Origin of the sequence: Streptomyces catenulae, assembly GCF_000718015.1 — a bacterium.
Taxonomy (GTDB): Bacteria; Actinomycetota; Actinomycetes; order Streptomycetales; family Streptomycetaceae; genus Streptomyces; species Streptomyces catenulae.
Window position 1 is genome coordinate 333,888 of sequence record NZ_JODY01000003.1, and the last position, 24,328, is coordinate 358,215.

A 24,328-nucleotide genomic window follows, 5' to 3' on the forward strand; every position below is an offset into this window, starting at 1 on the left:
CCCACCGCCGGACGGTTCCGAACCGGCCACCGGCAGGACAGCAGCGGAACGTCAGAAGAGTGCATGCGAAACGTCAGCCGCTTGCCACAAGGTAGGTGCTGTCGTTCGTCTCGTTGCACGCCCCGTCCGGGCTGAACGGGCACAGCATCCGCTAAAGCACAGAAAGATCCGCAATGAAGAAAATCAGGGCTGCGGTCATCGCCGCCACGATCATCGCCGGCACGGCCCTCGCCGCCACCCCGGCACAGGCCCTCAGCCACTGCAACCGCGGTACCGGCACCATCATCTGCGAATACGGCGTCGCCACCTTCACCTCGAAGGCCGGAGTCCAGCGCGAGTTCGCGATCGGCACCGACCACGCCGCCTACGTCCGCTCCAAGACCGCCACCACCGACTGGAGCGACTGGTCTTCCCTGGGCGGGGAGTGGTGGGGCAATGTGGTCCTGCTCGACGGTGACCACAAGAACATCGAGTTCTACGTCTCCCTCGTTGGCACCGACGGACGCTCGTGGGTCAACGGGTACGCATGGGACGGCACCCGGACCGGCTGGAAACTCTTCGGGCAGCACACGTGAACCCATACTGCCTGGTGGGAATTGACGCACCGTAAGCACGTGCGTCCTGCCTGACGGTGCAACCGGTCAGGACGGCGGCCCCTGGCACCCGCTGCCCTGACCGGTGACGCCTCGCGTACCGCCGGCCTGCTCGCATGGAGCCTCTTCCCGCTTCGGGTAGCTGCTGGTCAGCGCCGTTTCATGGGCATCGGTCAGACCCTGGCCATGACGTTCGTGGTGGTGCGCGCGGGACCGACGGCCTCGCATTCGCCCGGGGGCGCTGCGCGGCGGCGTCCTGGTGATCCCCGGCGAGGTCTCCGACCGGCCGGGACATCTGCGGGTGGCGGTCGGACGCGACCCGGCCGAGCTGCGCGCCGGACTCGCGGTGCTCACGGACGCATTCCCCGCGGCGGTGCGGCAGGCAGCCTGACCGGCTCCGGCCGGGCCGGGTGCTCCGGGGCACTGCGTACGCCCCGCAGCGCCGGGCCGCCCCGGCGGACAGCCGTCGGGGCGGGCCTCGTTGCGCCCGGCGCGCCCCGTGCGGTCTGCTGGCCGGGTTGATCATCCGCCGGGGCGGAGCCCGTCCGGCCCGGCGGCCCGCCGCGCCCCGAGGAGCCCGCCCGTGTTCACCACCCGCCCCACTCTCCAAGGCACCTTCGGGATGGCCGCCACCACCCACTGGCTGGCCTCCCAGTCCGCCATGGCGGTGCTGGAGGACGGCGGCAACGCCTTCGACGCGGCCGTCGCCGCCGGATTCGTCCTGCACGTCGTCGAACCACATCTGAACGGCCCGGCCGGTGAGGTGCCGATCCTCCTCGCCCCGGCGGGCGGCCCCGTCCAGGTCCTGTGCGGCCAGGGCCCCGCGCCCGCCGGGGCGAGCATCGCCCACTACACCGGCCTCGGCCTCGACCTGGTCCCCGGCACCGGCCCGCTCGCCGCCGCCGTCCCCGGCGCCTTCGACGCCTGGATGCTGCTCCTGCGCGACCACGGCACCAAACGCCTCGCCGACGTCCTGCGGTACGCCATCGGGTACGCCGAACACGGCCACCCCGCCGTCGAGCGGATCGGCGAGACCATCGCCACCGTCCAGGACCTCTTCACCACCGAGTGGACCACCTCCGCCGAGCTGTATCTGCCCGACGGCCGCCCCGTCGCCCCGGGCGGGCTGCTCCGCAACCGCCCGCTGGCCGCGACCTGGCGGCGGCTGACCGCGGAGGCGGAGGCCGCCGGGCCCGGCCGCGAGACACAGATCGACGCGGCCCGCCGTATCTGGCGCGAGGGCTTCATCGCCGACGCCCTCGCCGACTTCGCCGCCCGCCCCGCCATGGACACCTCCGGCGCACGCCACGCGGGGACCCTCACCGGCGCCGACCTCGCCGCCCACGCCGCCCACTACGAGGCGCCGGTCACCCACGACTGGAACGGCTGGACCGTCGCCAAGGCGGGCCCCTGGTCACAGGGCCCCGCCTTCCTCCAGCAACTCGCCCTGCTGCCCGACACCCTGCCGCCCTACGGGAGCGCCGCGTACCTCCACACCCTGATCGAGGGGTGCAAACTCGCGATGGCCGACCGCGAGGCCTGGTACGGCGACGCCGCCGAGGTCCCCGTCGCCACGCTCCTCGGCGACGCCTACAACACCGCCCGCCGCGCCCTGATCACCGACACCGCCAGCCACGAGCTACGTCCCGGCAGCCCCGACGGCCGCGCTCCGCGCCTGGCCCGCCACGCCCTCGCCGCCGCCGCGGGCACCGCCGGAGCCGCCTGGTCCCCGGGCGCCGGGGAGCCGACCGTCGGCACCGGTCTGCCCACCGCCGACCCGGTGACCGGCCCGGACGGCGCCACCCGGGGCGACACCTGCCACCTCGACATCGCCGACCGCTGGGGCAACCTCGTCTCGGCCACCCCCTCCGGCGGCTGGCTCCAGTCCAACCCGGTCGTCCCCGGCCTCGGCTTCCCGCTCGGCACCCGCCTCCAGATGACGTGGCTGGAGGCGGGGCTGCCGGGCAGCCTCACCCCGGGGCGCCGCCCCCGCACCACGCTGACGCCGTCGATGGCGCTCCGCGACGGCGTACCCGTCATGGCGTTCGGCACCCCGGGCGGCGACCAGCAGGACCAGTGGCAGGTCCACTTCTTCCTCGCGGTGGCACTGCGCGCACAGGTCCGCTCCGGCCTCGACCTCCAGGGCGCCATCGACGCCCCGAACTGGCACAACGACTCCTTCCCCGGCTCCTTCCACCCGCGCACCATGCGGCCCGGCGCGGTCACCGTCGAATCCCGTGTCGGCCCGGACGTCATCGACGGACTGCGCCGCCGCGGCCACCACGTCACCGTCGGCGGCCCCTGGTCGGAGGGGCGGCTCTGCGCCGTGGCCCGCGATCCGGAGACCGGGGTGCTGTCGGCCGCCGCGAACCCGCGCGGTATGCAGGGCTACGCGGTCGGACGCTGAGCCACCCGCAGGTCACGGGCGGTCCCCGGCACCCGCCCGTGACCTGCGGAGCACCTGGAATTCACCTCGGGTCCGGCTGCTGTGTCAGTGGGGCGTGGTTCGATGGACGCATGATCGAAGCAGTCGACAACCGCAATCCGGGAGATTTCGTACACCCCACCGCCGCCCCGGCCCTCCGGCCGCAGGCCGCCGTCCCGACGCCCGAGGAAGCCGCCGCCGTCGAGGACGCGATACGCCGCGCCGCGGCCGAGGAGATCCTGCCGCGCTTCCGGCAGCTCGCCGACGAGGACGTCGTCGAGAAGAACGGCCCGCACGACCTCGTCACCACCGCCGACCGCCGCGCCGAGGAACAGCTCACCACCGCCCTCGCCGCCCTGCTGCCCGGCTCCGTGGTCGTCGGCGAGGAGGCCGTCCACGCCGACCCGTCCGTCCTCGACGCGCTGAGCGGCGACGCCCCCGTCTGGATCGTGGACCCGGTCGACGGCACCCGCCAGTTCGTCCACGGCGACCCCGGCTTCGCCACCCTCGTCGCCCTCGCCCACCACGGCGAGGTGCTCGCCTCCTGGACGTACGCACCGGCCCTCGGTCTGATGGCGGTCGCCCGCCGCGGCCACGGCGCCACGCTGAACGGCGCACTGCTCGTCCCGCACCCCGCCGTGCCCGGCGCCGCCCTCGAAGTCGCCATCTCCCACTACGACTTCACCACCGACGACCAGAAGCGGGTGCTCGGCGCCCTCGACACCGAAGGCGTCGCCCCGCGCCCCTGCGGCTCGGCCGGTCTGGAGTATCTGCGCATCGCCCGCGGTGAGATAGCGGCGACCGCCTTCAGCTGGGAGAACGCCTGGGACCACGCCGCCGGACTGCTCCTCGTCCAGGAGACGGGCGGCACCGACGCCACCGTCGCCGGGGTGCCGTTCGCGCTGGCCGGGGGCAACGCCCTGCCCTTCACCGCGGCACGGGACGCCGAGGTGGCCCGGCGTATCCTCGGACTGCTGGCAGCCGCCAACTGACCCCCGCGGCGGCGGGGGCCGCACACGAGGGAGTGGCACAGGTGCCGAGAATGCTCGATGCCGTGGTGATCGGCGCAGGTCCCAACGGCCTGACGGCGGCAGTCGAACTGGCCCGCCGCGGGCTGTCCGTGGAGGTCTTCGAGGCCCGCGACACGATCGGCGGCGGCGCCCGCACCGAGGAGCTGACCCTCCCCGGCTTCCACCACGACCCCTGCTCCGCCGCCCACCCCTTCGGCATCGGCTCCCCGGCGTTCGCCACCATGCCGCTCGCCCGCCACGGCCTCGAATGGCTCCACGCCGACCTGCCGATGGCGCACCCCTTCCCGGACGGCACCGCCGCGGTGCTCGCCCGCTCCGTCGCCGAGACCGCCCGCTCCTTCGGCGCCCACGACGCCGGTGCGTACCGCAGGCTCGTCGCCCCGTTCCTCGGCAAGTGGGACACGATGGCGCACGACTTCCTGCGCACCCAGTGGCTGGGCCTGCCGCGCGACCCGGTGACGTACGCCCGCTTCGGGCTGACCGCGATGCAGCCGATCACCCTGCTGGAGCGCCGCTTCCGCGGCGAGAAGGCCCGGGGTCTGCTCGCCGGTCTCGCGGCGCACGCGATGGCCCCGCTCGGCGGCTTCGGCACCAGCGGTCTGGCGATGATGTTCGCGCTCGCCGGGCACGAGCGCGGCTGGCCGGTGGCGCGCGGCGGCTCCCAGGCGATCTCCGACGCGCTCGCCGGACTGCTCCGTGAGCACGGCGGCACCGTCCACACCGACTTCGAGGTCAAGCGGCTGGACGATCTCCCCCCGGCCCGCGCCTACGTCTTCGACACCTCGCCCACCGCGCTCGCCCGTATCGCCGGTCTGGGCAACGCCTACCGCGACGTCACGTACGGCCCTAGCGTCTTCAAGATCGACTACGCGCTCTCCGGCCCGGTCCCCTGGACCGCCGAGGAGGCCCGCCGCGCCGGGACCGTCCACATCGGCCCCACCAGCGGCGAGATCGCCGCCGCCCTCGACGCCGCCGCCCGGGGCGCGGACCCCACCGTCCCGTTCCTGATCACCACCCAGCCCAGCATCGTCGATCCGGGCCGCGCCCCCGAGGGCAAGCACACCTTCTGGGCGTACGGCCATGTCCCCAACGGCTGGGAGGGGGACGCGACCGAGGTCGTCGAGCGGCAGATCGAGCGGTTCGCCCCCGACTTCCGCGATCTGGTACTGGCCCGCGCCGTCGCCGGTCCGCCCCAACTCGCCGCCCGCAACGCCAACTACGTCGGCGGCGACACCGCCACCGGCTCCGCCGCGGGGCTGCGCCTGCTGATCCGCCCCAAGCTGGCCCGCGTCCCGTACGCCACCGCGCACCCCGCCGTCTTCCTCTGCTCCCAGGCGACCCCGCCCGGCCCGGGTGTCCACGGCATGTCCGGCCACCACGCCGCCCGCTTCGTCTGGCGCCGGCTCCACGGCGGCGCACGCTGAACGCCGCCTGAACGCCGCGGACTCCACCCGCCCGCCACACACCGGTGCCGGTCTTCCTCCCGCGAGAGGAAGACCGGCACCGTCGTTATGCGGAACGAAGCTCACCACTTGACAACTTCAGTTACCAAAACCCTTTCCGTGAACTACAGTCGTCATCATGACGCGGATCGAAGCCACCGAAGCGGAAATCACCGCCCTGGAAACAGCTCTCTACGACGCGCTCAACCCCTTGGTCACCGGCGTACGCGCCCGGGAGACCGGCCTCCCCGCCGAGCGCATGGGGGACGCCGACCCCGTCGACGTCACGCTCTCCGTCCTGTCCTGCTGGAAGATCGTGGACGCCACGGTCGAGCGGCTGACGGCGGGCGCCGCCCGGACGGCGGGCTCCTACGGCGCCAGCTACGAGCGGCTGGGAGCGGCCTGGGGCATCACCCGCCAGGGCGCCCGGAAGAAGTGGCCCGACGCCGTCGAACGCCCGAGGGCGGGCATACCCGAGCCCAGCACCGTCGAACTCTTCGGCGGCATAGCCGAGTTGTACTGGGACCCGGTCCCGAACGGCTGGCGCTGGAAGGGCGCAGCCGCCGACGGCACCCCCGGTGAGGCCGACGGCTCCCACCCCCTGGGCAGCAGAGAGGAGGCCGCCGCCTACGCGGGCGCCTTCCTGAAGGAGCACGCGGGGGGCGGGTGAGGGGGCGGGGGCGCGCTCCCTCACCCGCACCGCCCCTGCGGCTACCTTCGGGGCATGCGCATCCTTGTCCTCGGCGGGACCTCATTCGTGGGTCGGGCCTTTGTGGAAGACGCCCTTCAAATGGGCGCGGGCATCACGCTGTTCGGCCGGGGCCGGACGGGGCCCGAGCTGTTTCCGGGAGTGCCCCGGCGGCTCGGCGACCGGGACACCGGCGACTACACGGCGCTACGGGAGGGGATGTGGGACGCGGTCGTCGACGTCAGCGGGTATGTACCGCGCCACGTCGGCCAGGCCATGGACGTACTCGGCGATCGCGTCGGCAGATACTTCTTCCTCTCCAGCCAGGCCGTCTACGTCCGGACGGGGGTGGCCGCCGGGGCGGATGAGGACACCCCGCGCCTACCGCCCGTCCGGGACACCGAGGAGCTGACGGAGGAGACCTACGGACCACTCAAAGTGGCGTGCGAGGACGACGTGTTCGCCCGGTACGGCGCCAGGGCGACCGTGGTGCGGCCGGGGAAGGTCGTCGGGCCGCACGATGCCCAGGACGGTGTCACCTACTGGCTGCGCCGGGCCGCGCGTGGCGGGCGGGTGGCGCTGCCGGGGCGCCCGGAGCAGCCGGTCCAGGTGGTCGACTCGCGGGACCTGGCGCGACTGATCGTGCGGCTGCTGGCGGACGACCGGCCCGGCGCCTTCCACGCCGTCGGACCGGCCGAGCCGACCACCCTGGCCGGGCTGATCCACGCCGGTGCGCGGGTCGCGGGCAGCGGTGTCGACCTCGTCCCGGTGCCCGCCGACGCGGTCTCCCCGCCGCTGCCGCTGATCCGGCCCGAGCCGATGTGGCCGACCCAGCAACGCGACCCGGCGCGGGCACGGGCGGCCGGGATGCCCGCGACCCCGCTGGAGACCACCCTCGCCGACGTTCTCACCTGGGACCGCGAACGCGGCGAACCGCCCCTGGACCACGGCCTGACCCCGGAGGAGGAGGCGCGCCTGCTCGCCGGTGCCTGAGCCGGAACGGCCGCGCCGACACCCGGACGTTCCGTGCGTCGGGTCGGCCCGAGCCGCCCGGGCTGACCCGCGCCCCGCCCGCCCCGGTGTGGTTGCCCGCTGCCCGCTGCCCGCTGCCCGCTGCCCGCCGCCCGCGCCGCGCCCCCCCCGTCTACCCCTCCGCCGCGGCGCGTTCGTAGGCGCGGGTGAGTTCGGCGAGGACGCCGTCGGTGGGGAGGGGGTGGCCTTCGAGGTGGGTGGCGCGGAGTTCGGCCATGAAGCGTTCGCCCAGTTCGGGGCCGCCGGCCGCGAGGAGTTGGGCGCGGAGGGACAGTTCGGGTGTGGTGGGGAGCCAGCGGGCGCCCCAGGCGCCCAACTGGGTGAGGACGGGGACGAGTTGGACGGCGGCCTCGGTGAGCCGGTACTCGATCTTCTGCCGGTGGCTCGGATCGTCGTGCCGGGTCAGCAGTCCGGCGGCGGTGAGCTTGGCGAGCCGGGCGGCGAGGATGTTCGACGCGATGCCCTCGACGGAGTGGGTGAGCAGTTCGCGGAAGTGTCGGTGGCCGCCGAACATCAGGTCCCGCAGCACGATCAGGCTCCAGCGGTCGCCCAGCAGCTCGACGGTGAGATTGATCGGGCAGCCCGACTTCCCCGGCGGCACGGGCAGCCGTTCGGCCGATTCCGGTTGCGGGGTGTCCATGGCGGAGTACGGTACCACCGGTTGTTGATTGCAATCGGATGCCGGGGTCGGTCGGCTCCGGCTCCTTGAGGAGGGCTCATGTCACAGCTGTTGCGGGTGCAGTGTTTCTGTGTGTCGCGGGACGGGTTCGGCTCCGGCGAGGGGCAGAGCCTGGAGCGGCCCTTCGGCCATGCGGACCCCGCCGCGCTGGTCTCCTGGGCGGGCGCCACTGCGAGCTGGGTGAACCGCACCGAACCGGGCGGCACCCGCGGTCTGGACGACTACTTCACCCGCGACCACGCCGCCAACATCGGGGCGGAGATCATGGGGCGCAACAAGTTCGGCCCCCAGCGCGGCCCGTGGCAGGACTACTCCTGGCAGGGCTGGTGGGGCGACACCCCGCCGTTCCACACCCCGGTCTTCGTCCTCACCCACCATCCGCGTCCGTCCTTCACCCTGGCCGACACCACCTTCCACTTCCTCGATGCCACCCCGGTCGAGGCGCTGGCCCGGGCGAAGGAAGCCGCGGCGGGGCGCGATGTCCGCCTCGGCGGGGGAGTCGCCACCGTCCGGGAGTTCCTCGCCGCCGATCTGGTCGACACCCTGCACATCGCCGTCGCCCCCGTCGATCTGCACCGCGGCGAACGCCTCTGGGAGAGCCCCGACGAGCTTCTGGACCGCTTCCACCTGGAGAAGGTGCCGAGCCCCAGCGGCGTCGTCCACCATCTGTTCTGGCGGCGCTGACCGGGCCGTTCCGTCCGCCGTCCCCGTAAGTCTGACGCGCCGTCGCCCGGGCACGGCCTAGGCTCCCGCCCATGAACGCCGCATCCGACGACGCCCAGACCCCGTCCGCCTCCGGCCCCCGGCTGGTGCTCGTCCGGGGGGACATCACCGAGCAGCGGGTGGACGCGGTGGTGAACGCCGCCAACTCCTCGTTGCTGGGCGGCGGGGGAGTGGACGGCGCGATCCACCGGCGGGGCGGCCCCGAGGTGCTGGCCGCCTGCCGTGCGCTGCGGGCGTCGCAGTACGGGCGGGGGCTGCCGACGGGCCGGGCGGTCGCGACCACGGCGGGTCGGCTGCCCGCGCGCTGGGTGATCCACACCGTCGGCCCCCGCCACTCGCCGGACGAGGACCGGTCCGCGCTGCTCGCCTCCTGCTACCGGGAGTCGCTGCGCCTCGCCGATGAACTGGGCGCGCGGAGCGTCGCCTTCCCCGCGGTGTCCGCCGGAATCTACGGCTGGCCGATGGCGGACGCCGCGCGGATCGCGGTGACGACGGTACGGGCCACGCCGACCGCGGTGGCGGAGGTCAGATTCGTCCTCTTCGACGACCGGGCGTACGAGGCGTTCGCCGCACAACTGGACTGACGCCGCGGCAGCCCGGACGGCGCGGAAGTCCGGACGCCGCGGCAGCCCGCACGGCACGGGCCCGCTCACTCACCCCGCGGCCAGGGCCGTCCCCCCGAGCGTTCGATGTCGGCGTTGAAGCGGCGCAGGTAGGCGGCGAAGGCGGTGAGGTCCTCGTCCGACCAGTCGGCCATGACATGGTCCAGCGCGCGGACGGTTCCCGCGCGTTCCTCGTCGAGGGCGTGGGCGCCCTTGTCGGTGAGGCGGAACTTGCGGGCCATGCCGCCGCCGGGGTCGGGGATGCGCTCCACATGACCGGCGCGGAGGGCCGCGGCGGTCTGCCGGTTGAGGGTGGAGGGGTCCAGACCGAAGGCGTCGGTCAGTTCGCCGATCGACATGGGGCCCTGGACGCGGATGCGGCTGAGCAGCAGATAGGCGCTGTGGTCCAGTTCGCCGCCCCGGCGTCGCCCGCCCCGCCGGTTCAGCGTGTGGCGGCTGAGCAGCATCTGCTCGTACTCGATCGCGTCTGTCGCTCTGTTCATACCTGCCGTCGCTTCCTGGCTTCCGCTGTGTGACGCCGCGTCACCATCCGGCGGTTTCCACGCCGGTGGTGCGCCGGGACATCCTCTCATGCGCTATGCATCGTGCATATCGTGTGCGTGATGCATAGTGTGTGCACGATGCACATCGCCGCGGGTCGGCGGCGGTGTCCCGTATGGCGTGCCGCCGGGTGCGCCGCCCGGCCCGTGTCGCCCGTACCGCCCCACTCCCTGCCGCCGCCCGGTCCGTACCGCGTCCGCGCCGCGGCACGGACCACGGAGAGGAAGAGGAACACCATGCCCCACCCCCACGGCACCCCCGTTCCCCCCGACGGCCCGCCGGCCGACGCCGGTCTGGAGGCCCTCCGCGCCCGCTACCGCGCCGAACGGGACCGCCGCGTCCGGCCGGAGGGCCGCGGGCAGTACCAGCAGGTCACCGGCCGGTTCGGCTACTACGACGAAGACCCCTACACCGACGGGGAGTTCACCCGGGAGCCGCTGGCGGACCGCGTCGAGGTGGTGATCCTCGGCGGCGGGTTCGGCGGGCTGCTCGCCGGTGCCCGGCTGCGGCAGGCGGGCGTGACCTCGATCCGGATCATCGAGAAGGGCGGCGACTTCGGCGGCACCTGGTACTGGAACCGCTACCCGGGCATCCACTGCGACATCGAGTCGTACATCTATCTGCCGCTGCTGGAGGAGCTGGGCTACCTACCGAAGTGGCGGTACGCGCCCGGTGAGGAGATCCGGCAGCACGCCCGGGCGATCGGCCACGCCTTCGACCTCTACCGCGACGCCTGCTTCCGCACGCAGATCACCGAGTTGCGCTGGGACGAGGAGGCGGCCGAATGGCTCGTCGCCACCGACCGCGGCGACCGGATACGCGCCCGGTACGTGGTGACCGCCAGCGGCACCCTCAGCGAGGCGAAACTCCCCGGCATACCGGGCATCGAGACGTTCCGGGGCCACACCTTCCACACCAGCCGCTGGGACTACGCGTACACCGGCGGCGACGCCGACGGGAACCTCCACCGCCTCGCGGACAAGCGCGTCGCCCTGATCGGCACCGGCGCCACCGCCATCCAGTGCGTCCCCCACCTCGGCGCCGATGCCCGCGAACTGTACGTCTTCCAGCGCACCCCCTCCTCGGTCGACGTCCGCGGCAACCGCCCCACCGACCCCGAGTGGGCCGCGTCGCTGACCCCCGGCTGGCAGCGGCGCCGCCGGGAGAACTTCCTCTCCCTCGTCACCGGCGGTCAGGTGGCCGAGGACCTGGTCGACGACGGCTGGACCAGCACCGCCCGCCTCCAGCAGAAACTCATCCCCAGCGACGGCTACGCCACCGTCCCGCCCGAGGAGCGCGAACGCGCCTACGAACTGGCCGACTTCCGGAAGATGGACGAGATCCGGGCACGGGTCGACGCCGTCGTCACCGACCCGGCGACCGCGGAACTCCTCAAGCCCTGGTACCGCTACATGTGCAAGCGGCCCACCTTCAGCGACAGCTACCTCCAGACGTTCAACCGCCCGAACGTCACCCTCGTCGACACCGCCGACAGCCACGGCGTGGAGCGGATCACCGAGAACGCCGTTGTGGTCGGCGGACGCGGCTACGAGGTCGACTGCATCATCTTCGGCACCGGCTTCGAGGTCGGCGTCTCCGGGCTGACCTCCGGACGGCTGCCGGTGTACGGCAGGGACGGCGTCGCGCTGACCGACACCTGGCGGCAGCGTGGCCCCCGCACGCTGCACGGCTTCTACAGCCACGGCTTCCCCAACCTCTTCCAGCTCGGCCCGCTGCAGAACGCCAGCTCCGTCAATTACGTCCACATCCTCGACGAGCAGGCCACCCATGTCGCCGAGGTCGTCGCCGCGGCCCGCCGCAGCGGCGCCCGCCGCGTCGAGCCGACCGCCGAGGCGGAGGACGCCTGGGTCGCCACCATCCGCGAGAAGGCCGCCGACCTGTACACCTTCCAGGCCGAATGCACCCCCGGCTACTACAACAACGAGGGCCGCCCCCGCGAGCGCAGCGAGTCGTTCGGTGACGGACCGGTCGCCTTCCACGCCCTGCTCCGCGCCTGGCGCGAGGGCGACGGCATGCGCGAGGTGCTGGTCGGCGCGGAGTCGCGGAAGGAGAACCGGTGAGCCGCTACGGACCCGCCGCCCGGCCCACCTCCCCCACCGGCCGCCGGATGCGGCGGCTCAACCTGCCCAACCCGCTGTGGGGTTCGAACGGCGTCGCCTTCGGCCCCGACGGACGGCTCTACGTCGCCCAGTTCCTGGCCGGGCAGATCAGCGCCGTCGACCCGGCCACCGGGGACGTCGAGGTCGTCGTCCCCATGGACGGCCCGGTGCAGTCGCCCGACGACCTCGCCTTCGGCGCCGACGGCTCGATGTACATCGCCGACCTCGTCCCCGGGCGGGTCTGGCGCCGCACCCCGCGGGGCGAGTTCACCCTCGTCTCCGACGAGGTCGCCGTGGTCAACGGCATCACCTGCGTCGGCGACCGGCTCTTCGTCAACGAGATGCGGATGAACGGCCGCCTCCTCGAACTCTTCCCCGACGGCGGCGCGCCCCGGGTGCTCACCGAGGGCCTCGCCCTGGGCAACGCCATGCAGCTCGGCCCGGACGGGCACCTCTACTACCCGCACATGGTGACCGGCCAGGTCTGGCGGATCGCCCCGGACGGCGGGGTGCCGGAGAGGGTCGCCGAGGAGGTGCACGAGCCGGTCGCGGTCCGCTTCGACCGCGGCGGCGTACTCTCCGTCCTCTCCCGGGGAGTCGAAGGGATCGTCACCCGTATCGATCTGCACGGCACGGGCCGCAGGACGGTCGTCGCCAGCGGTCTCGCGGGTCTGGACAACGCCGCGTTCGACGCCGAGAACCGGATGTTCGTCTCCAGCTACGCCAGCGGCGGCGTCACCGAACTCCACCCCGACGGCCGCACTCGGGAGATCGTCCCCCGCGGACTCGACGGCCCCTACGGCGTGACCGTCGCCCCCACCGGCACGGTCTACGCCGCCGACCACTACCGGGTGGCCGGACCCGTGACCGGCGCCCCCGACGCCGTCCCCACCGAGGTCCTGCGGCCCTTCGCCCACGGCATCGCCGCCGACGGCGACCTCCTCCACCTCACCTCCCAGTACGGCGAGATCACCACCTACGACCCGGCCGACGGCACCACCCGGGTCCGGGCGCGCGGGCTGCGGCAGCCGACCGGGCTCTGCCCGCGGCCCGGCGGCGGGCTGCTCGTCGCCGAGACGGGCGCGGGCCGGGTGCTCGCCGTCGGCACGGACGACTCCGTCACCGCGCTGGCCGAGGGGCTGGAGCGGCCCGTGGACGTCGCGGTCGACGCGGACGGCCGCTGCTATGTGAGCGAGGAGGGGCGCGGCGCGGTGCTACGGCTCGACGACGGCGGGGCCACCGTCGTCGCGGACGGGCTGGACGCACCGCAGGGGCTGGCGGTCCGGGGCGACGAACTGTTCGTGGTGGAGAGCGGCGCGCGGCGGCTGACCGCGCTCTCCCTCACCACCGGCGAACGGCGCGTCGAGGCCGAGGGGTTGGCCGTCGGCCCGCCGCCGGACACCGCGCCCCGGGAGCGCCCCGCGCTCTTCACCCACGGCATGCCCGGGGTGGCCCCGCCCTTCGCCGGGCTCGCCGCGGCCCCCGACGGCTCGCTCCTCCTCGCCGCCAACGGCGAGGGCACGGTGCTGCGGCTGTCGGCCCGCGGCGCGCCGGAGCGGGACGCCACGTCCGACGAGACCACCCCCGAGCACGAGGAGACCCCATGAGCACCCCCACGACCCGGCCCGCCGGACGCTCCGTCGTCGTCACCGGCGCCGCCTCCGGCATCGGCCGCGCCACCGCCCTGAAGTTCGCCGCGGACGGGGACCGGGTGCTGGCCGCGGACCTCGACCGGGAGGGCGTCGACGCCACCGTCCGCGCGATCGAGGAGAGCGGCGGCACCGCCCTCGCGGTCGCCGGTGACCTCGGGGAACAGCAGGTCGTCGACGCCGTCGTCGAACGGGCCGTCACGGCCTTCGGCGGGCTGGACGTGCTGGTCAACAACGCCGGGATCATGGACCGGATGTCCGCCCTCGGCGAGACCGACGACGCGGAGTGGGAGCGGGTCCTGCGGATCAACCTCACCGCCCCCTTCCTGCTGACCCGCGCCGCGCTGCCGCACCTGCTGGCCGCGGGCGGCGGCGCGATCGTCTTCACCGCCTCCGAGGCGGGGCTGCGCGGCGGCGCCGCCGGAGCCGCCTACACCGCCGCCAAGCACGGCGTGACCGGGCTGGTGAAGAGCCTCGCGGTGACCTACCGCGACCAGGGCATCCGGGCCAACGCCGTCGCGCCCGGCCCCACCGCCACCGGCATCCGCGTCGACGCGGCACCCGACGCGCACGGCCCCGCGGTGATCGGCCGGTTGATCGGCGCGGTCACCGGCCGCATCAGCACCCCCGAGGAACAGGCCGCCGCCCTCACCTTCCTCGCCTCCGACGCCGCCTCGTTCATCAACGGCGCCGTACTGCCGGTGGACGGGGGCTGGTCGGCGGTCTGAGACGGGCCCCGCGGGGCGGGCCACGGCGTGCGCCGGTGCGGCCGGACCGGCGCCGCCCGCCGCCGGGCGCCGCGGTACCGCCCCGCCGCCCCCGTGTGGCAGGGTCTACGTGGCCCGCCCCGCGATCAGGAGTACCCCATGCCGCAGATCCTCGTCTCCTACGACGCGTCCCTGGACGACGTCCTCGACCGCCGGGCCTTCGCCCGGGAGCTGCACACGGTGGCGGCGGAGACCGACGAGGGCATCACCGTCGGCGGTTGCCGGACCCGCTTCCAGCGCGTCGAGGAGACCGTCGTCGGCGACGACCGGCCCGGACAGGCGCTGATCCACCTGGAGTTCGCGATACTGCCGGGCCGCACCGAGGGCGCCAAGCGGGCGCTGGGCGCCGCGGCGCTGGGCGTGCTGCGCCGCCACACCGCCACGGTGCCGCCCGGCACGGTGGTGCACGCCTCGGTGGACGTCACCGAACTGGGCACCGCCTACACCGCCTACCAGGGCCCCGGCGGCGCCTGACCCGCCCGGGCACCGACCGGACACGAGAGGGACACCATGGCCGAGCCGTACCCGCCGATCGAACCGTACGACCGGGGCATGCTGGACGTCGGCGACGGCAACCTCGTGTACTGGGAGGTCTGCGGCAACCCGCGGGGCAAGCCGGCGCTCGTCGTGCACGGCGGGCCGGGCTCGGGCTGCACGGAGCGCGCCCGCCGGAACTTCGACCCGGCGCGCTACCGCACCGTCCTCTTCGACCAGCGCGGCTGCGGCCGCTCCACCCCGCACGCCGCCGACCCGGCGACCGACATGAGCGTCAACACCACCGCGCATCTCGTCGCCGACATGGAACGCCTCCGCACCCACCTCGGCATCGACCGCTGGCTGCTCTTCGGCGGCTCCTGGGGCTCCACACTGATCCTCGCCTACGCCGAACAGCACCCCGCCCGCGTCTCGGAGATCGTCATCCCGGGTGTCACCACCACCCGCCGCCGCGAGACCGACTGGCTCTACCGCGGCGTCGGCCGCTTCTTCCCCGAGCAGTGGCAGCGGTTCCGCGACGGCGTCCCGGCAGCTGACCGCGACGGCGACCTGCTCACCGCGTACGCCGCCCTGATGGCCGACCCCGACCCGGCCGTACGGGAGCGGGCCGCGGCCCGCTGGTGCGCCTGGGAGGACACGGTCCTCTCCCTGGAACCGCACGGCGCCCCCGACGTGTACGGCGGCCGCCCCTTTGCGGCACGGCAGGCGCTGGTCCGGATCTGCGCGCACTACTTCTCGCGGGGCGCCTGGCTGGAGGAGGGCGCGCTGCTGCGCGACGCGGGCCGCCTCGCGGGCATCCCCGGCGTCCTCGTCCACGGGCGCCTCGACCTCAGTACGCCCCTGGACACCGCCTGGGAGCTGGCGCGCGCCTGGCCGGGCGCCGAGCTGACGATCATCGAGGACGCCGGGCACAAGGGCAGCACGGCGACCCGGGACGTGGTCATCGGCGCGCTGGACCGGTTCGCGGGGGCCGACGGGGCGTGACCGGGCTCGGCGCCTGCCGGACGGGGAACGGCATCCGCCCCGGCAGGCGCACGCCCATGTCGGATTTCCGCCAGCGCCGCGCCTCCCGGAGGACAATCCTGGAGACATGCACACCGACACCGAGAGCTGTCTGCGCGCCGTGCGGTCCAAGGACGCCCGCTTCGACGGCCGGTTCTGCACCGCCGTGCTCACCACCCGGATCTACTGCCGCCCCAGCTGCCCCGCGGTGCCGCCGAAACCGCAGAACATGCGGTTCTACCCGAGCGCCGCGGCGGCCCAGCAGGCCGGTTTCCGCGCCTGCAAACGGTGCCGCCCCGACGCCGCCCCCGGCTCCCCGCAGTGGGACGAACGCGCCGACCTCACCGCCCGCGCCATGCGGCTGATCGCCGACGGCGTCGTCGACCGCGACGGCGTCCCCGGACTCGCCGCCCGCCTCGGATACAGCACCCGCCAGATCGAACGCCAACTCCTCGCCGAACTCGGCGCCGGACCGCTCGCCCTGGCCCGCGCCCAGCGCGCCCAGACCGCCCGGCTGCTGATCGAGACGACCGCGCTGCCGATGACCGAGGTGGCGTTCGCCGCCGGGTTCGCCAGCATCCGCACCTTCAACGAGACGGTCCGCGAGGTCTTCGCCCTCGCCCCCGGCGACCTGCGACGACGCGCCGCGCCCGGCCCGCGCGCCACGGTGCCCGGCACCCTCACCCTGCGGCTGCCGTTCCGCCGCCCGCTCTGCCCCGACAACCTCTTCGGCCACCTCGCGGCCACCGCCGTCCCCGGCGTCGAGGAGTGGCGCCACGGCGCCTACCGCCGCACCCTCCGCCTCCCGTACGGCCACGGCATCGCCGCGCTCACCCCGCGCCCCGACCACATCGACTGCCGCCTCTCCCTCACCGACCTGCGGGACCTGACCGGCGCCATCGCCCGCTGCCGCCGGATGCTCGACCTGGACGCCGACCCGGAGGCGGTCGACGGACAGCTGCGCCGCGACCCGGTGCTGGCCCCGCTGGTCGACGCGGCACCGGGCCGCCGGGTGCCGCGCACCGCCGACGCCGACGAGTTCGCCGTCCGCGCCGTCCTCGGCCAGCAGGTCTCCACCGCCGCCGCCCGCACCCACGCGGGGCGGCTGGTCCTCGCCCACGGCGAGCCGGTCGACGACCCCGAGGGCGGTCTCACCCACCTCTTCCCCACCCCGCAAGCGCTCGCCGGACTCGACCCGGAGCAACTGGCGATGCCCCGCACCCGCCGCACCACCCTCACCGGACTGATCGCCGCCCTCGCCGACGGCGCGCTCCACCTCGGCATCGGCGGCGACCGCGCCGAGGCCCGCGCCCGCCTCGCCGCCCTCCCCGGCATCGGCCCCTGGACCGTCGAGTGCATCGCCATGCGCGCCCTCGGCGACCCGGACGCCTTCACCCCCACCGACCTGGGCCTACGCCGCGCCGCCACCGCCCTCGGCCTCCCCGGCACCCCCGCGGCCCTCATCCGCCACGCCACTGCCTGGAGCCCCTGGCGCGCCTACGCCGTCCAGTACCTCTGGGCCACGGAGGACCATCCGATCAACGTCCTCCCGGCCGACTGACGCCCGGGCCCGCGCCCGTCCGCCCCGTACCGGCCACCCCGACCGACCGCACCCCGCTCCGACCGACTGAGACGGCACACCATGACCACGCACCCGCCCTCGGGAACCATCCCCGAGCCGCCCGCCGACCGCGCCCACACCGTCCTCGACGCGACGCCCGTCGGCCCGCTCACCCTCGTCGCCACCGGGCCCGCGCTCTGCGGCGTCTACCTGACCGACCACCGCCACCGCCCGCCGCTGGAGACCTTCGGCCGCCGCGCCGACCCCGACGAGGCGCCCTTCGCCGCCACCGCCGCGCAGCTGCACGCCTACTTCCGCGGCGAGCTGACCGACTTCGACCTCCCGCTGGACCTCGGCGGCACCCCGTTCCAACGCCGCGTCTGGGCCGAGCTGGTCACCATCCCGTACGGGACGACCCTCACCTACGGGCAGCTCGCCGACCGCCTCGGCAGGCCCTCCGCGGCCCGCGCCGTCGGCCTCGCCAACGGCCGCAACCCGGTCAGCATCATCGTCCCCTGCCACCGCGTCATCGGCGCCGACGGCAGCCTCACCGGCTACGGCGGCGGCCTCGACAACAAGCGCCGCCTGCTGGCCTTCGAGAGCGCGCAACAGGACGGCGACGGGGCGCTCTTCCCGGTCGCCGAGGTCGGGTGACGGGGGCGCTCCCGCAGGGGCCGCACCCGCGGGACCAGTGAGGCACGGAACCCGTAAGGCACGGGACCCGTAAGGCACGGGACCCGTAAGGCACGGAACCCGTAAGGGGCCGGGCGTCACCCGGCCCCGGCGGGGCACCGGCCCCCGCACCCCGGGTACGCGGCCGGGCGCTACCCGCCCACCGCCTCCCGCACCCGCGCCACCAACCCCCGCGCCCGCTCCAGCGACCGGCGCAGCGGCTCCTCCTCGGTGCCGAGGCCGCCGAGCAGCGCGGCGGCCTCGTGGGCGAACCCCGGCGGGGTGCCGGGCAGCGCCGCGGCCGCCTCCAGGGCGCCCTTCTCGTTGAGGCACCAGACCCGGTGGTGCGCGTGGAGCGCCTGCACGAGGGCGCCGACCGCCCGCGACAGACAGAGCGACGCATGCAGCACGTCCCCGCGCCCGGGCGCCTTCGCGGCCATCGCCACCGAGAACTCCGCGTCCCCCACGGCCCGCCCGCACAGCGCCGTCCGCAGCGCCTCCGGATACCGCCGCGTCGCCCGCCGCAGCTCCGCCAACTCCCCGGAGGGATCGGCCAGTACCCGCCCCAGCGCGACCTCACCCGGATACGCGGGTGACCAGAACCCGAGCGGATGCCCGAGCTGTTCGCCGATCTCGTACCGCCCCGCCCGGCACTCCGCCCAGACCCGCCGCACCCGGTCCACATCGCGCAGCAGCCAGTCCACGGACGCCCCGCCCCCGGCCGGTGTCAGCCACGCCCCGCCGTTGACCCACGCCCCCCACGCCCCCGGCGGGAACACCTCGACCGGCTCACCGGCGACCTCCGCCGCCAGCGCCGCCAGGGCCGGTACGTCCACCTCGCCCCGGTAGTACACGCCCAGATCCCAGTCGGAGTCCGCCCGCTCCGTCCCCCGCGCCCGGCTCCCGCCGAGCATCACCCCGACCACCCCCGGCACCTCGGCCAGACGCGCGGCGATCCTCTCCATCACGGCTCCTCGTCACAGGGGGGAGCGGTCCGGGCGTCGGACCGCGGCGGGCAGGGCGCGCTCGGCGACGATCTGGTCGCCGCTCAGCTCCCCGGTGGGCCGGAACCCCAGCTTCCGATAGAACGGCTCGGGCCCCTGCTCCCCGACGCCCCAGGTCACCGTCATCGACTCCGCGCCGCGCTCCCGCAGCATCGCGCCGACGGCGTCCACCGCGAACGAGCCGTACCCCCTGCCCTGCTCGTCCGCGGCGATGTTCAGCCGCCACAGCCCGCTCCGGGGCCGGTCCCCGGGATCGTCCGGCCGGAAGCGGACGTCGAGGAAGGCCATCACGAACCCGACGGCCCGCCCCTCGTCCACGATCAGCCGCGGCCAGGCCCGCTCCGGACGGACATACGCCTCGGCCAGTGACACCGCGACCGGCCGGACGAACCCCTCCTGCCCGGGCCGGACCCGCAGCGCGCAGGCGGCGTCGACGTTCCCGTGGGTGAGCGGCTCCAGCCGGGGTGATCGCAGCATGGGGGCACCGTACGGTCGCCCGCGGGCCCCCTCAACGGGATTTTCCGGCCGGTGGGCCGGGCCCCGGCCGCCCCGGTCTCAGCCCCTCACCCGCCGGTGCGGCACCCTCCCGTCCTCCAGCTCCACCGTCCCCGTACCCCGCTCCAACGCATCGAGCGCGGCCCGCACCCGCAGCGCCAACTGGGGATCGAGCAGCCCGGCGGCCTCCTCCCACGGGGCCATCCGCCAGGACAGCAACTCGTCCTCCTGGAGACGGACCGAGGCGAGCGCCGCCGCGTCCAGGACCCCGCCGTCGAAGAGGTACGACACCACGGGCGGCCAGCCGGGACTGCGGACCCAGTCGACGGCGAGCAGGGCGCCGACCTCGACGTCCAGACCGATCTCCTCCGCCGTCTCCCGGTGCGCCGCCTGCCGCGGGGACTCCCCGGCATCCGACTCGACGGTCCCGCCGGGCAGCAGCCAGCAGTCCCGGTAGTCCGGCTCCACCAGCAGGATCCGGCCCGCCGCGTCCCGCAGGACGGTTCCGGCACCGGACAGCACCCGCGGCAGGCTCGCGATATAGGTCGCCTCATCCATCGTCGTCATGGCCGCGAGCATAGGAGAGACGCCCCCTCGTACGGGGCCGCGGACGCCGAAGGAAGCCCTGTTCGTGGTGGCTTTCGCCGGATAGGGTCGCACCGGCGCGACTGCCAGTTCGAAAGCAAGGGGAAACACGATGGCGGACGCAGCAAGGACAGCGGCACACGTGCTGATCGCCGCGGACAAGTTCAAGGGCTCCCTCACGGCCGTCGAGGTCGCCACCCATGTCACGGCGGGCCTGCGCCGCGCCGTCCCGGGCCTGAGCGTGACGGCCGTACCGGTCGCGGATGGCGGGGACGGCACGGTCGCCGCCGCGCTGGCGGCCGGTTTCACCCGGCACGAGGCGCGGGTCACCGGCCCCACCGGCACCCCGGTCACCGCGACCTTCGCCCTGCGCGCGGACGGCACCGCGGTCGTCGAGATGGCCGAGGCGTCCGGCCTCCAGCATCTGCCGCCCGGCGTCTTCGCCCCGCTGACGGCGACCACGTACGGCACCGGCGAACTGCTGCGGGCGGCGCTCGACGCCGGGGCCACCTCGATCGTCTTCGGCGTCGGCGGCAGCGCCACGACCGACGGCGGCGCGGGCATGCTGACGGCGCTCGGCGCCCGCCTCCTGGACGCGGACGGCGCCCCGGTCGGCCCCGGCGGCGGCGCCCTGCGCTCCCTGGCCACCGCCGACCTCTCCGGCCTCGACCCCCGGCTGGCCACCACGGAGACCGTCCTCGCCAGCGATGTCGACAACCCGCTCACCGGCCCCAAGGGCGCGCCCGCGGTCTACGGTCCGCAGAAGGGCGCGAGCGAGGCGGACGTCGCGGAGCTGGACGCGGCGCTCACGCACTACGCCGCCGTCCTGGAGCGGACGCTCGGCGCCCGGGCCGCGGAGTGCGCCCAGGCGCCCGGCGCGGGCGCGGCCGGGGGGATCGGCTACGGCGCGCTGGTCGGCCTCGGCGCCACGTTCCGGCCCGGGATCGACGTGATGCTGGAGGTGCTGGGCTTCGCGCCCGCGCTGGCCGGGGCGAGCTTCGTGATCACCGGCGAGGGCTCGCTCGACGCGCAGACGCTCCACGGCAAGGCGCCCGCCGGGGTCGCCGCGGCGGCCCGCGCGGCCGGTCTGGAGGTCGCCGCGGTCTGCGGGCGGCTGCGGCTGACCCCCGAGGCGCTGGCCGCCGCCGGGATCGGCCGGGCCTATCCGCTCACGGACCTGGAGAGCGACCCGGAGCGCTGCATGGCCCAGGCGGGCCCGCTCCTGGAGCGCGCCGCGGAACAGCTCGCCCGTGATCTGCTGAGCTGACGGCCGGGCACCGTACACACGAAGGAGCCCCGGGCGATCCGCCCGGGGCTCCTTCGTCTGTACGTCTACGCCTTACGGCAGCTGCGCGGCGCGGGCCTCGCGGCGGTTGTCGCGGAAGGTGTTCACCCGCCGGGCCGTCGCGAAGAGCGGGATCATCGCACCGAGGACGATCTGCAGGGCGCAGCCGGTCTGCAGCAGCCGCTGCCCGGCCGGGGCGTCCAGCGCCCAGGCGGCGAGCATGCCCATGCTGAGCACGATCCAGCTGAGCATCGCCACGGCGAGACGGCCGCGCGGCTTCGGGTACTCGACCCGGCTCACCATCAGCCAGGCCACGCCGATGATCGCCAGCAGCGTCGGCAGGAACGGCAGCTCCAGCAGGACGATGGCGACGACGGTCAGCGCGCCGAACGGTCCGGGCATGCCCTGGAACATCCCGTCGCGCATCGGCACACACGAGAAGCGCGCCAGCCGCAGCACCACGGCGAGCAGCACCACGACCGCGGCCACCACCGACACCTGCTGGTTCGCGTCCTGCGCGACCATGCCCCAGGTGACGACGAAGTAGGCGGGCGCCAGACCGAAGCTGATCAGGTCGGAGAGGTTGTCCAGCTCGGCGCCCATCGCGGAGGCCCGCAGCTTGCGCGCCACGAGTCCGTCGAAGAGGTCGAAGACCGACGCCAGCAGCATCAGGATCACGGCCATCGCCGCGCTGTGCCGCGCCATGCCGCCGTCGTCCATGCCCGTCAGATGCGGGATGAGGACGCCGGTGGTTGTGAAGTAGACGGCCATGAAGCCGCAGATGGCGTTGCCGAGGGTGAGGGTGTCCGCTATCGACAGCCGCGTGGACAGCGGAATGTCGACGTCACCCTCCTCCTCGTTCTCGGGAGCCCAGCCGGCCTGGGTTTCGGGATCAATCACGGTCAAGACGAGTCACCCCCGCGGTGGTGGCCTGGCCGACCTCGACCGCCGCCTCGACGCCTTCCGGAAGGTAGACGTCGACGCGGGAGCCGAAGCGGATCAGACCGATGCGTTCGCCCTGCTCCACCTTGGTGCCCTGCGGCACGTAAGGCACGATGCGGCGGGCCACCGCACCGGCGATCTGGACCATCTCGATGTCACCGATCTCGGTGTCGAAATGCCAGACGACGCGTTCGTTGTTCTCGCTCTCCTTGTTGAACGCCGGCACGAACCCACCGGGGATGTGCTCCACGGACGTCACCGTGCCGGCCAGCGGTGCGCGGTTGACGTGGACGTTCAGCGGGCTCATGAAGATCGCGACGCGGGTGCGCCCGTCCTTCCACGGCATGATGCTCTGCACCACACCGTCGGCCGGGGAAATCACGCGGCCCTGAGCGATCTCACGCTCGGGGTCGCGGAAGAACCACAGCATGCCCGCCGCGAGAGCGGTGGTGGGCACGGCGACGGCGGCCCAGCGTCCCGAGCGACGGGAGCGGGCCAGGCTGACCGCTGCCGTTGCCACGGTCGGGAGGAGCCACGGCGACGCTCCGCGCGCGAGGCGGACGCGACCGCGTGGTGCAGAGGATTGGCTGTGGGGCATGGATGACCTTCGTAGCGGAGGATGCCGCGTAGTGGTTACGGGGGACGGCGGCTTTCCGGGGATGCTATCGGTTACGAGCGGCAACTGGCCAAGAGCCAGAGCCAATCCGTGGCCGAACAAGGATGACGCGGTGTGATCTTCGTCTAGATGAAATGCGGGCAAAGCGGAATTTCACCCCTGGATTCGGTACTCCTCCAGTAGCCGCCGGCCGATGATCATTTTCTGGATCTCGGCGGTACCTTCACCGATCAGCAGCATCGGGGCCTCGCGGTAGAGGCGCTCGATCTCGTACTCCTTCGAGAAGCCGTAGCCACCGTGGATGCGGAATGCGTCCTCCACCACCTCCTTGCAGTACTCGGAGGCCAGGTACTTCGCCATGCCCGCCTCAAGGTCGTTTCGTTGTCCCGAGTCCTTTTTGCGTGCAGCATTCACCATCATCGCATGGGCTGCTTCGACCTTTGTCGCCATTTCTGCCAATTTGAACTGGATGGCCTGATGCTGCGCGATCGGCTTGCCGAAGGTGTGACGCTGCTGTGCGTAGTCGATGCCCAGCTCGAAGGCGCGCCGGGCGACGCCGCAGCCGCGCGCGGCGACATTGACCCGGCCCACCTCGACGCCGTCCATCATGTGAGAGAAGCCACGTCCGGTCCGCCCGCCGAGCACCCGGTCGGCCGGTATCCGCAGGCCGTCCATGATCAGCTCGGTGGTGTCGACCCCCTTGTACCCCATCTTCTCGATCTTGCCGGGGACGGTCAGACCGGGGCGGACCTCGCCGAACCCGGCCTCCTTCTCCACCAGGAAGGTCGTCATCGACCTGTGCGGGGCGGTGCCCTCGGGGTGGCCCTCGTCGGTCCGGCAGAGCACCGCCACCAGCGTCGACGAGCCGCCGTTCGTCAGCCACATCTTCTGGCCGCTGAGCAGATAGCCGTCACCGTCGCGGACGCCCTTGGAAGAGATCGCGGCGACGTCCGAGCCGAGTGCCGGTTCCGACATCGAGAAGGCGGCGCGGATCTCGCCCGTCGCCATCCTGGGCAGGAAGTACTCCTTCTGCTCCTGCGTGCCGTGCTGCTTGAGCAGGTACGCCACGATGAAGTGGGTGTTGATGATGCCCGACACGCTCATCCAGCCGCGGGCGATCTCCTCCACCGTCAGGGCGTAGGTGAGCAGGGACTCGCCGAGACCGCCGTACTCCTCGGGGATCATCAGCCCGAAGACGCCCAGCTCCTTGAGGCCCTCGACGATCTGCGTCGGGTACGCGTCGCGGTGCTCCAGCTCGGTGGCGACGGGGAGGATCTCCTTGTCCACGAAGTCGCGGACGGTGGCGAGGATCTCCCGCTGGATGTCGGTCAGGCCCTCGGTCTGCGCGAGACGGGACAT

At 73.9% G+C, this 24,328-nt stretch carries 25 protein-coding genes; 17 read left to right on the forward strand and 8 right to left on the reverse strand.

The window, feature by feature from the left end:
* Positions 1-173 precede the first annotated feature (173 nt).
* The 7 genes from IF23_RS31895 to IF23_RS0105500 all read left to right on the forward strand — a co-directional run bounded on the left by IF23_RS31895 (position 174) and on the right by IF23_RS0105500 (position 7,172).
* Positions 174-575, forward strand: a complete 402-nt coding sequence (locus IF23_RS31895) for a hypothetical protein (RefSeq protein ID WP_051739246.1) — start codon at positions 174-176, stop codon at positions 573-575.
* 277 nt (positions 576-852) lie between these two features.
* A complete protein-coding gene (locus tag IF23_RS35330; protein ID WP_281179954.1) occupies positions 853-984 on the forward strand; it encodes a hypothetical protein in 132 nt (43 codons plus the stop codon).
* 192 nt (positions 985-1,176) lie between these two features.
* Complete coding sequence (locus tag IF23_RS0105480) at positions 1,177-3,000, forward strand: gamma-glutamyltransferase family protein (protein ID WP_030280386.1); 1,824 nt, start codon at positions 1,177-1,179, stop codon at positions 2,998-3,000.
* Positions 3,001-3,110: 110 nt separating this feature from the next.
* Positions 3,111-4,010: an inositol monophosphatase family protein gene (locus IF23_RS0105485; protein WP_030280387.1), complete on the forward strand. Its 900-nt coding sequence runs from the start codon at positions 3,111-3,113 to the stop codon at positions 4,008-4,010.
* Positions 4,011-4,060: 50 nt separating this feature from the next.
* On the forward strand, positions 4,061-5,473 hold the full coding sequence (locus IF23_RS0105490) for a phytoene desaturase family protein (RefSeq protein WP_030280389.1): 1,413 nt from the start codon (positions 4,061-4,063) through the stop codon (positions 5,471-5,473).
* Positions 5,474-5,630: 157 nt separating this feature from the next.
* The gene (locus IF23_RS0105495; RefSeq protein ID WP_030280391.1) at positions 5,631-6,161 is read left to right on the forward strand and encodes a hypothetical protein; all 531 of its coding nucleotides are present in this window, start codon (positions 5,631-5,633) and stop codon (positions 6,159-6,161) included.
* A 54-nt stretch (positions 6,162-6,215) separates the two neighbouring features.
* A complete protein-coding gene (locus IF23_RS0105500; protein WP_030280393.1) occupies positions 6,216-7,172 on the forward strand; it encodes an NAD-dependent epimerase/dehydratase family protein in 957 nt (318 codons plus the stop codon).
* A gap of 151 nt (positions 7,173-7,323) precedes the next feature.
* On the opposite strand, the gene IF23_RS0105505 is transcribed toward IF23_RS0105500, so the two are convergent.
* On the reverse strand, positions 7,324-7,851 hold the full coding sequence (locus tag IF23_RS0105505; RefSeq protein WP_051739247.1) for a winged helix-turn-helix transcriptional regulator: 528 nt from the start codon (positions 7,849-7,851) through the stop codon (positions 7,324-7,326).
* A gap of 78 nt (positions 7,852-7,929) precedes the next feature.
* Here IF23_RS0105505 and IF23_RS0105510 point away from each other — a divergent pair, with 78 nt between their 5' ends.
* Together IF23_RS0105510 and IF23_RS0105515 are read left to right on the forward strand one after the other, a co-directional pair.
* Entirely contained in the window at positions 7,930-8,574 is a 645-nt protein-coding gene (locus IF23_RS0105510) for a dihydrofolate reductase family protein (RefSeq protein ID WP_030280397.1), read from the forward strand.
* A 71-nt stretch (positions 8,575-8,645) separates the two neighbouring features.
* Entirely contained in the window at positions 8,646-9,197 is a 552-nt protein-coding gene (locus IF23_RS0105515; protein WP_051739248.1) for an O-acetyl-ADP-ribose deacetylase, read from the forward strand.
* 65 nt (positions 9,198-9,262) lie between these two features.
* On the opposite strand, the gene IF23_RS0105520 is transcribed toward IF23_RS0105515, so the two are convergent.
* Positions 9,263-9,718: a MarR family winged helix-turn-helix transcriptional regulator gene (locus IF23_RS0105520; RefSeq protein ID WP_030280401.1), complete on the reverse strand. Its 456-nt coding sequence runs from the start codon at positions 9,716-9,718 to the stop codon at positions 9,263-9,265.
* 294 nt (positions 9,719-10,012) lie between these two features.
* Here IF23_RS0105520 and IF23_RS0105525 point away from each other — a divergent pair, with 294 nt between their 5' ends.
* The 7 genes from IF23_RS0105525 to IF23_RS0105555 all read left to right on the forward strand — a co-directional run bounded on the left by IF23_RS0105525 (position 10,013) and on the right by IF23_RS0105555 (position 18,024).
* Positions 10,013-11,857: a flavin-containing monooxygenase gene (locus IF23_RS0105525; protein WP_030280403.1), complete on the forward strand. Its 1,845-nt coding sequence runs from the start codon at positions 10,013-10,015 to the stop codon at positions 11,855-11,857.
* 47 nt (positions 11,858-11,904) lie between these two features.
* A complete protein-coding gene (locus IF23_RS0105530; protein ID WP_078653813.1) occupies positions 11,905-13,503 on the forward strand; it encodes an SMP-30/gluconolactonase/LRE family protein in 1,599 nt (532 codons plus the stop codon).
* Complete coding sequence (locus tag IF23_RS0105535) at positions 13,500-14,273, forward strand: SDR family NAD(P)-dependent oxidoreductase (protein ID WP_030280406.1); 774 nt, start codon at positions 13,500-13,502, stop codon at positions 14,271-14,273. Before IF23_RS0105530 ends, IF23_RS0105535 begins: the two co-directional genes overlap by 4 nt.
* A gap of 138 nt (positions 14,274-14,411) precedes the next feature.
* The gene (locus IF23_RS0105540; protein ID WP_030280408.1) at positions 14,412-14,786 is read left to right on the forward strand and encodes a 5-carboxymethyl-2-hydroxymuconate Delta-isomerase; all 375 of its coding nucleotides are present in this window, start codon (positions 14,412-14,414) and stop codon (positions 14,784-14,786) included.
* Positions 14,787-14,822: 36 nt separating this feature from the next.
* On the forward strand, positions 14,823-15,791 hold the full coding sequence (gene pip / locus IF23_RS0105545; RefSeq protein ID WP_030280410.1) for a prolyl aminopeptidase: 969 nt from the start codon (positions 14,823-14,825) through the stop codon (positions 15,789-15,791).
* Positions 15,792-15,897: 106 nt separating this feature from the next.
* Positions 15,898-17,370 carry an AlkA N-terminal domain-containing protein gene (locus tag IF23_RS0105550; RefSeq protein ID WP_030280412.1) on the forward strand — a complete coding sequence of 491 codons (1,473 nt, stop codon included), beginning with the start codon at positions 15,898-15,900 and terminating at the stop codon, positions 17,368-17,370.
* 81 nt (positions 17,371-17,451) lie between these two features.
* Positions 17,452-18,024 (forward strand): methylated-DNA--[protein]-cysteine S-methyltransferase, encoded by a 573-nt coding sequence (locus IF23_RS0105555; RefSeq protein WP_051739250.1) that lies wholly within the window; start codon positions 17,452-17,454, stop codon positions 18,022-18,024.
* A 170-nt stretch (positions 18,025-18,194) separates the two neighbouring features.
* Here the strand turns inward: IF23_RS0105555 and IF23_RS0105560 are convergent, their stop codons facing one another.
* The 3 genes from IF23_RS0105560 to IF23_RS0105570 form a co-directional block, all read right to left on the reverse strand.
* On the reverse strand, positions 18,195-19,007 hold the full coding sequence (locus IF23_RS0105560) for a DUF4037 domain-containing protein (RefSeq protein WP_030280416.1): 813 nt from the start codon (positions 19,005-19,007) through the stop codon (positions 18,195-18,197).
* Positions 19,008-19,019: 12 nt separating this feature from the next.
* Positions 19,020-19,523, reverse strand: a complete 504-nt coding sequence (locus IF23_RS0105565; protein WP_030280418.1) for a GNAT family N-acetyltransferase — start codon at positions 19,521-19,523, stop codon at positions 19,020-19,022.
* Positions 19,524-19,601: 78 nt separating this feature from the next.
* Positions 19,602-20,108, reverse strand: coding sequence for an NUDIX domain-containing protein (locus IF23_RS0105570; RefSeq protein WP_030280419.1), 507 nt, complete (start codon positions 20,106-20,108; stop codon positions 19,602-19,604).
* Positions 20,109-20,238: 130 nt separating this feature from the next.
* Between IF23_RS0105570 and IF23_RS0105575 the strand changes: the two genes are divergently transcribed.
* On the forward strand, positions 20,239-21,393 hold the full coding sequence (locus IF23_RS0105575) for a glycerate kinase (RefSeq protein ID WP_030280421.1): 1,155 nt from the start codon (positions 20,239-20,241) through the stop codon (positions 21,391-21,393).
* Positions 21,394-21,465: 72 nt separating this feature from the next.
* Here the strand turns inward: IF23_RS0105575 and pssA are convergent, their stop codons facing one another.
* The 3 genes from pssA to IF23_RS0105590 form a co-directional block, all read right to left on the reverse strand.
* Entirely contained in the window at positions 21,466-22,317 is an 852-nt protein-coding gene (pssA, locus tag IF23_RS0105580; RefSeq protein ID WP_030280423.1) for a CDP-diacylglycerol--serine O-phosphatidyltransferase, read from the reverse strand.
* Positions 22,304-22,951: a phosphatidylserine decarboxylase gene (locus IF23_RS0105585; RefSeq protein ID WP_030280425.1), complete on the reverse strand. Its 648-nt coding sequence runs from the start codon at positions 22,949-22,951 to the stop codon at positions 22,304-22,306. Before IF23_RS0105585 ends, pssA begins: the two co-directional genes overlap by 14 nt.
* A 171-nt stretch (positions 22,952-23,122) precedes the next feature.
* On the reverse strand, positions 23,123-24,328 hold the full coding sequence (locus tag IF23_RS0105590) for an acyl-CoA dehydrogenase family protein (protein ID WP_030280427.1): 1,206 nt from the start codon (positions 24,326-24,328) through the stop codon (positions 23,123-23,125).

What these genes read in the sequence shown, in the direction of transcription:
- IF23_RS0105500 (WP_030280393.1), top strand. Translation starts at nt 6,216, where the DNA reads ATGCGCATCCTTGTCCTCGGCGGGACCTCATTCGTGGGTCGGGCCTTT.
- pip (WP_030280410.1), top strand. Translation starts at nt 14,823, where the DNA reads ATGGCCGAGCCGTACCCGCCGATCGAACCGTACGACCGGGGCATGCTG.
- IF23_RS0105525 (WP_030280403.1), top strand. Translation starts at nt 10,013, where the DNA reads ATGCCCCACCCCCACGGCACCCCCGTTCCCCCCGACGGCCCGCCGGCC.
- IF23_RS0105585 (WP_030280425.1), bottom strand. Translation starts at nt 22,951, where the DNA reads ATGCCCCACAGCCAATCCTCTGCACCACGCGGTCGCGTCCGCCTCGCG.
- IF23_RS0105490 (WP_030280389.1), top strand. Translation starts at nt 4,061, where the DNA reads ATGCTCGATGCCGTGGTGATCGGCGCAGGTCCCAACGGCCTGACGGCG.
- IF23_RS0105495 (WP_030280391.1), top strand. Translation starts at nt 5,631, where the DNA reads ATGACGCGGATCGAAGCCACCGAAGCGGAAATCACCGCCCTGGAAACA.
- IF23_RS0105530 (WP_078653813.1), top strand. Translation starts at nt 11,905, where the DNA reads ATGCGGCGGCTCAACCTGCCCAACCCGCTGTGGGGTTCGAACGGCGTC.
- IF23_RS0105540 (WP_030280408.1), top strand. Translation starts at nt 14,412, where the DNA reads ATGCCGCAGATCCTCGTCTCCTACGACGCGTCCCTGGACGACGTCCTC.
- IF23_RS0105520 (WP_030280401.1), bottom strand. Translation starts at nt 9,718, where the DNA reads ATGAACAGAGCGACAGACGCGATCGAGTACGAGCAGATGCTGCTCAGC.
- IF23_RS31895 (WP_051739246.1), top strand. Translation starts at nt 174, where the DNA reads ATGAAGAAAATCAGGGCTGCGGTCATCGCCGCCACGATCATCGCCGGC.
- IF23_RS0105590 (WP_030280427.1), bottom strand. Translation starts at nt 24,328, where the DNA reads ATGTCCCGTCTCGCGCAGACCGAGGGCCTGACCGACATCCAGCGGGAG.
- IF23_RS0105570 (WP_030280419.1), bottom strand. Translation starts at nt 20,108, where the DNA reads ATGACGACGATGGATGAGGCGACCTATATCGCGAGCCTGCCGCGGGTG.
- IF23_RS0105560 (WP_030280416.1), bottom strand. Translation starts at nt 19,007, where the DNA reads ATGGAGAGGATCGCCGCGCGTCTGGCCGAGGTGCCGGGGGTGGTCGGG.
- IF23_RS0105565 (WP_030280418.1), bottom strand. Translation starts at nt 19,523, where the DNA reads ATGCTGCGATCACCCCGGCTGGAGCCGCTCACCCACGGGAACGTCGAC.
- IF23_RS0105505 (WP_051739247.1), bottom strand. Translation starts at nt 7,851, where the DNA reads ATGGACACCCCGCAACCGGAATCGGCCGAACGGCTGCCCGTGCCGCCG.
- IF23_RS0105575 (WP_030280421.1), top strand. Translation starts at nt 20,239, where the DNA reads ATGGCGGACGCAGCAAGGACAGCGGCACACGTGCTGATCGCCGCGGAC.
- IF23_RS0105485 (WP_030280387.1), top strand. Translation starts at nt 3,111, where the DNA reads ATGATCGAAGCAGTCGACAACCGCAATCCGGGAGATTTCGTACACCCC.
- IF23_RS0105515 (WP_051739248.1), top strand. Translation starts at nt 8,646, where the DNA reads ATGAACGCCGCATCCGACGACGCCCAGACCCCGTCCGCCTCCGGCCCC.
- IF23_RS0105535 (WP_030280406.1), top strand. Translation starts at nt 13,500, where the DNA reads ATGAGCACCCCCACGACCCGGCCCGCCGGACGCTCCGTCGTCGTCACC.
- IF23_RS0105555 (WP_051739250.1), top strand. Translation starts at nt 17,452, where the DNA reads ATGACCACGCACCCGCCCTCGGGAACCATCCCCGAGCCGCCCGCCGAC.
- IF23_RS0105510 (WP_030280397.1), top strand. Translation starts at nt 7,930, where the DNA reads ATGTCACAGCTGTTGCGGGTGCAGTGTTTCTGTGTGTCGCGGGACGGG.
- IF23_RS0105550 (WP_030280412.1), top strand. Translation starts at nt 15,898, where the DNA reads ATGCACACCGACACCGAGAGCTGTCTGCGCGCCGTGCGGTCCAAGGAC.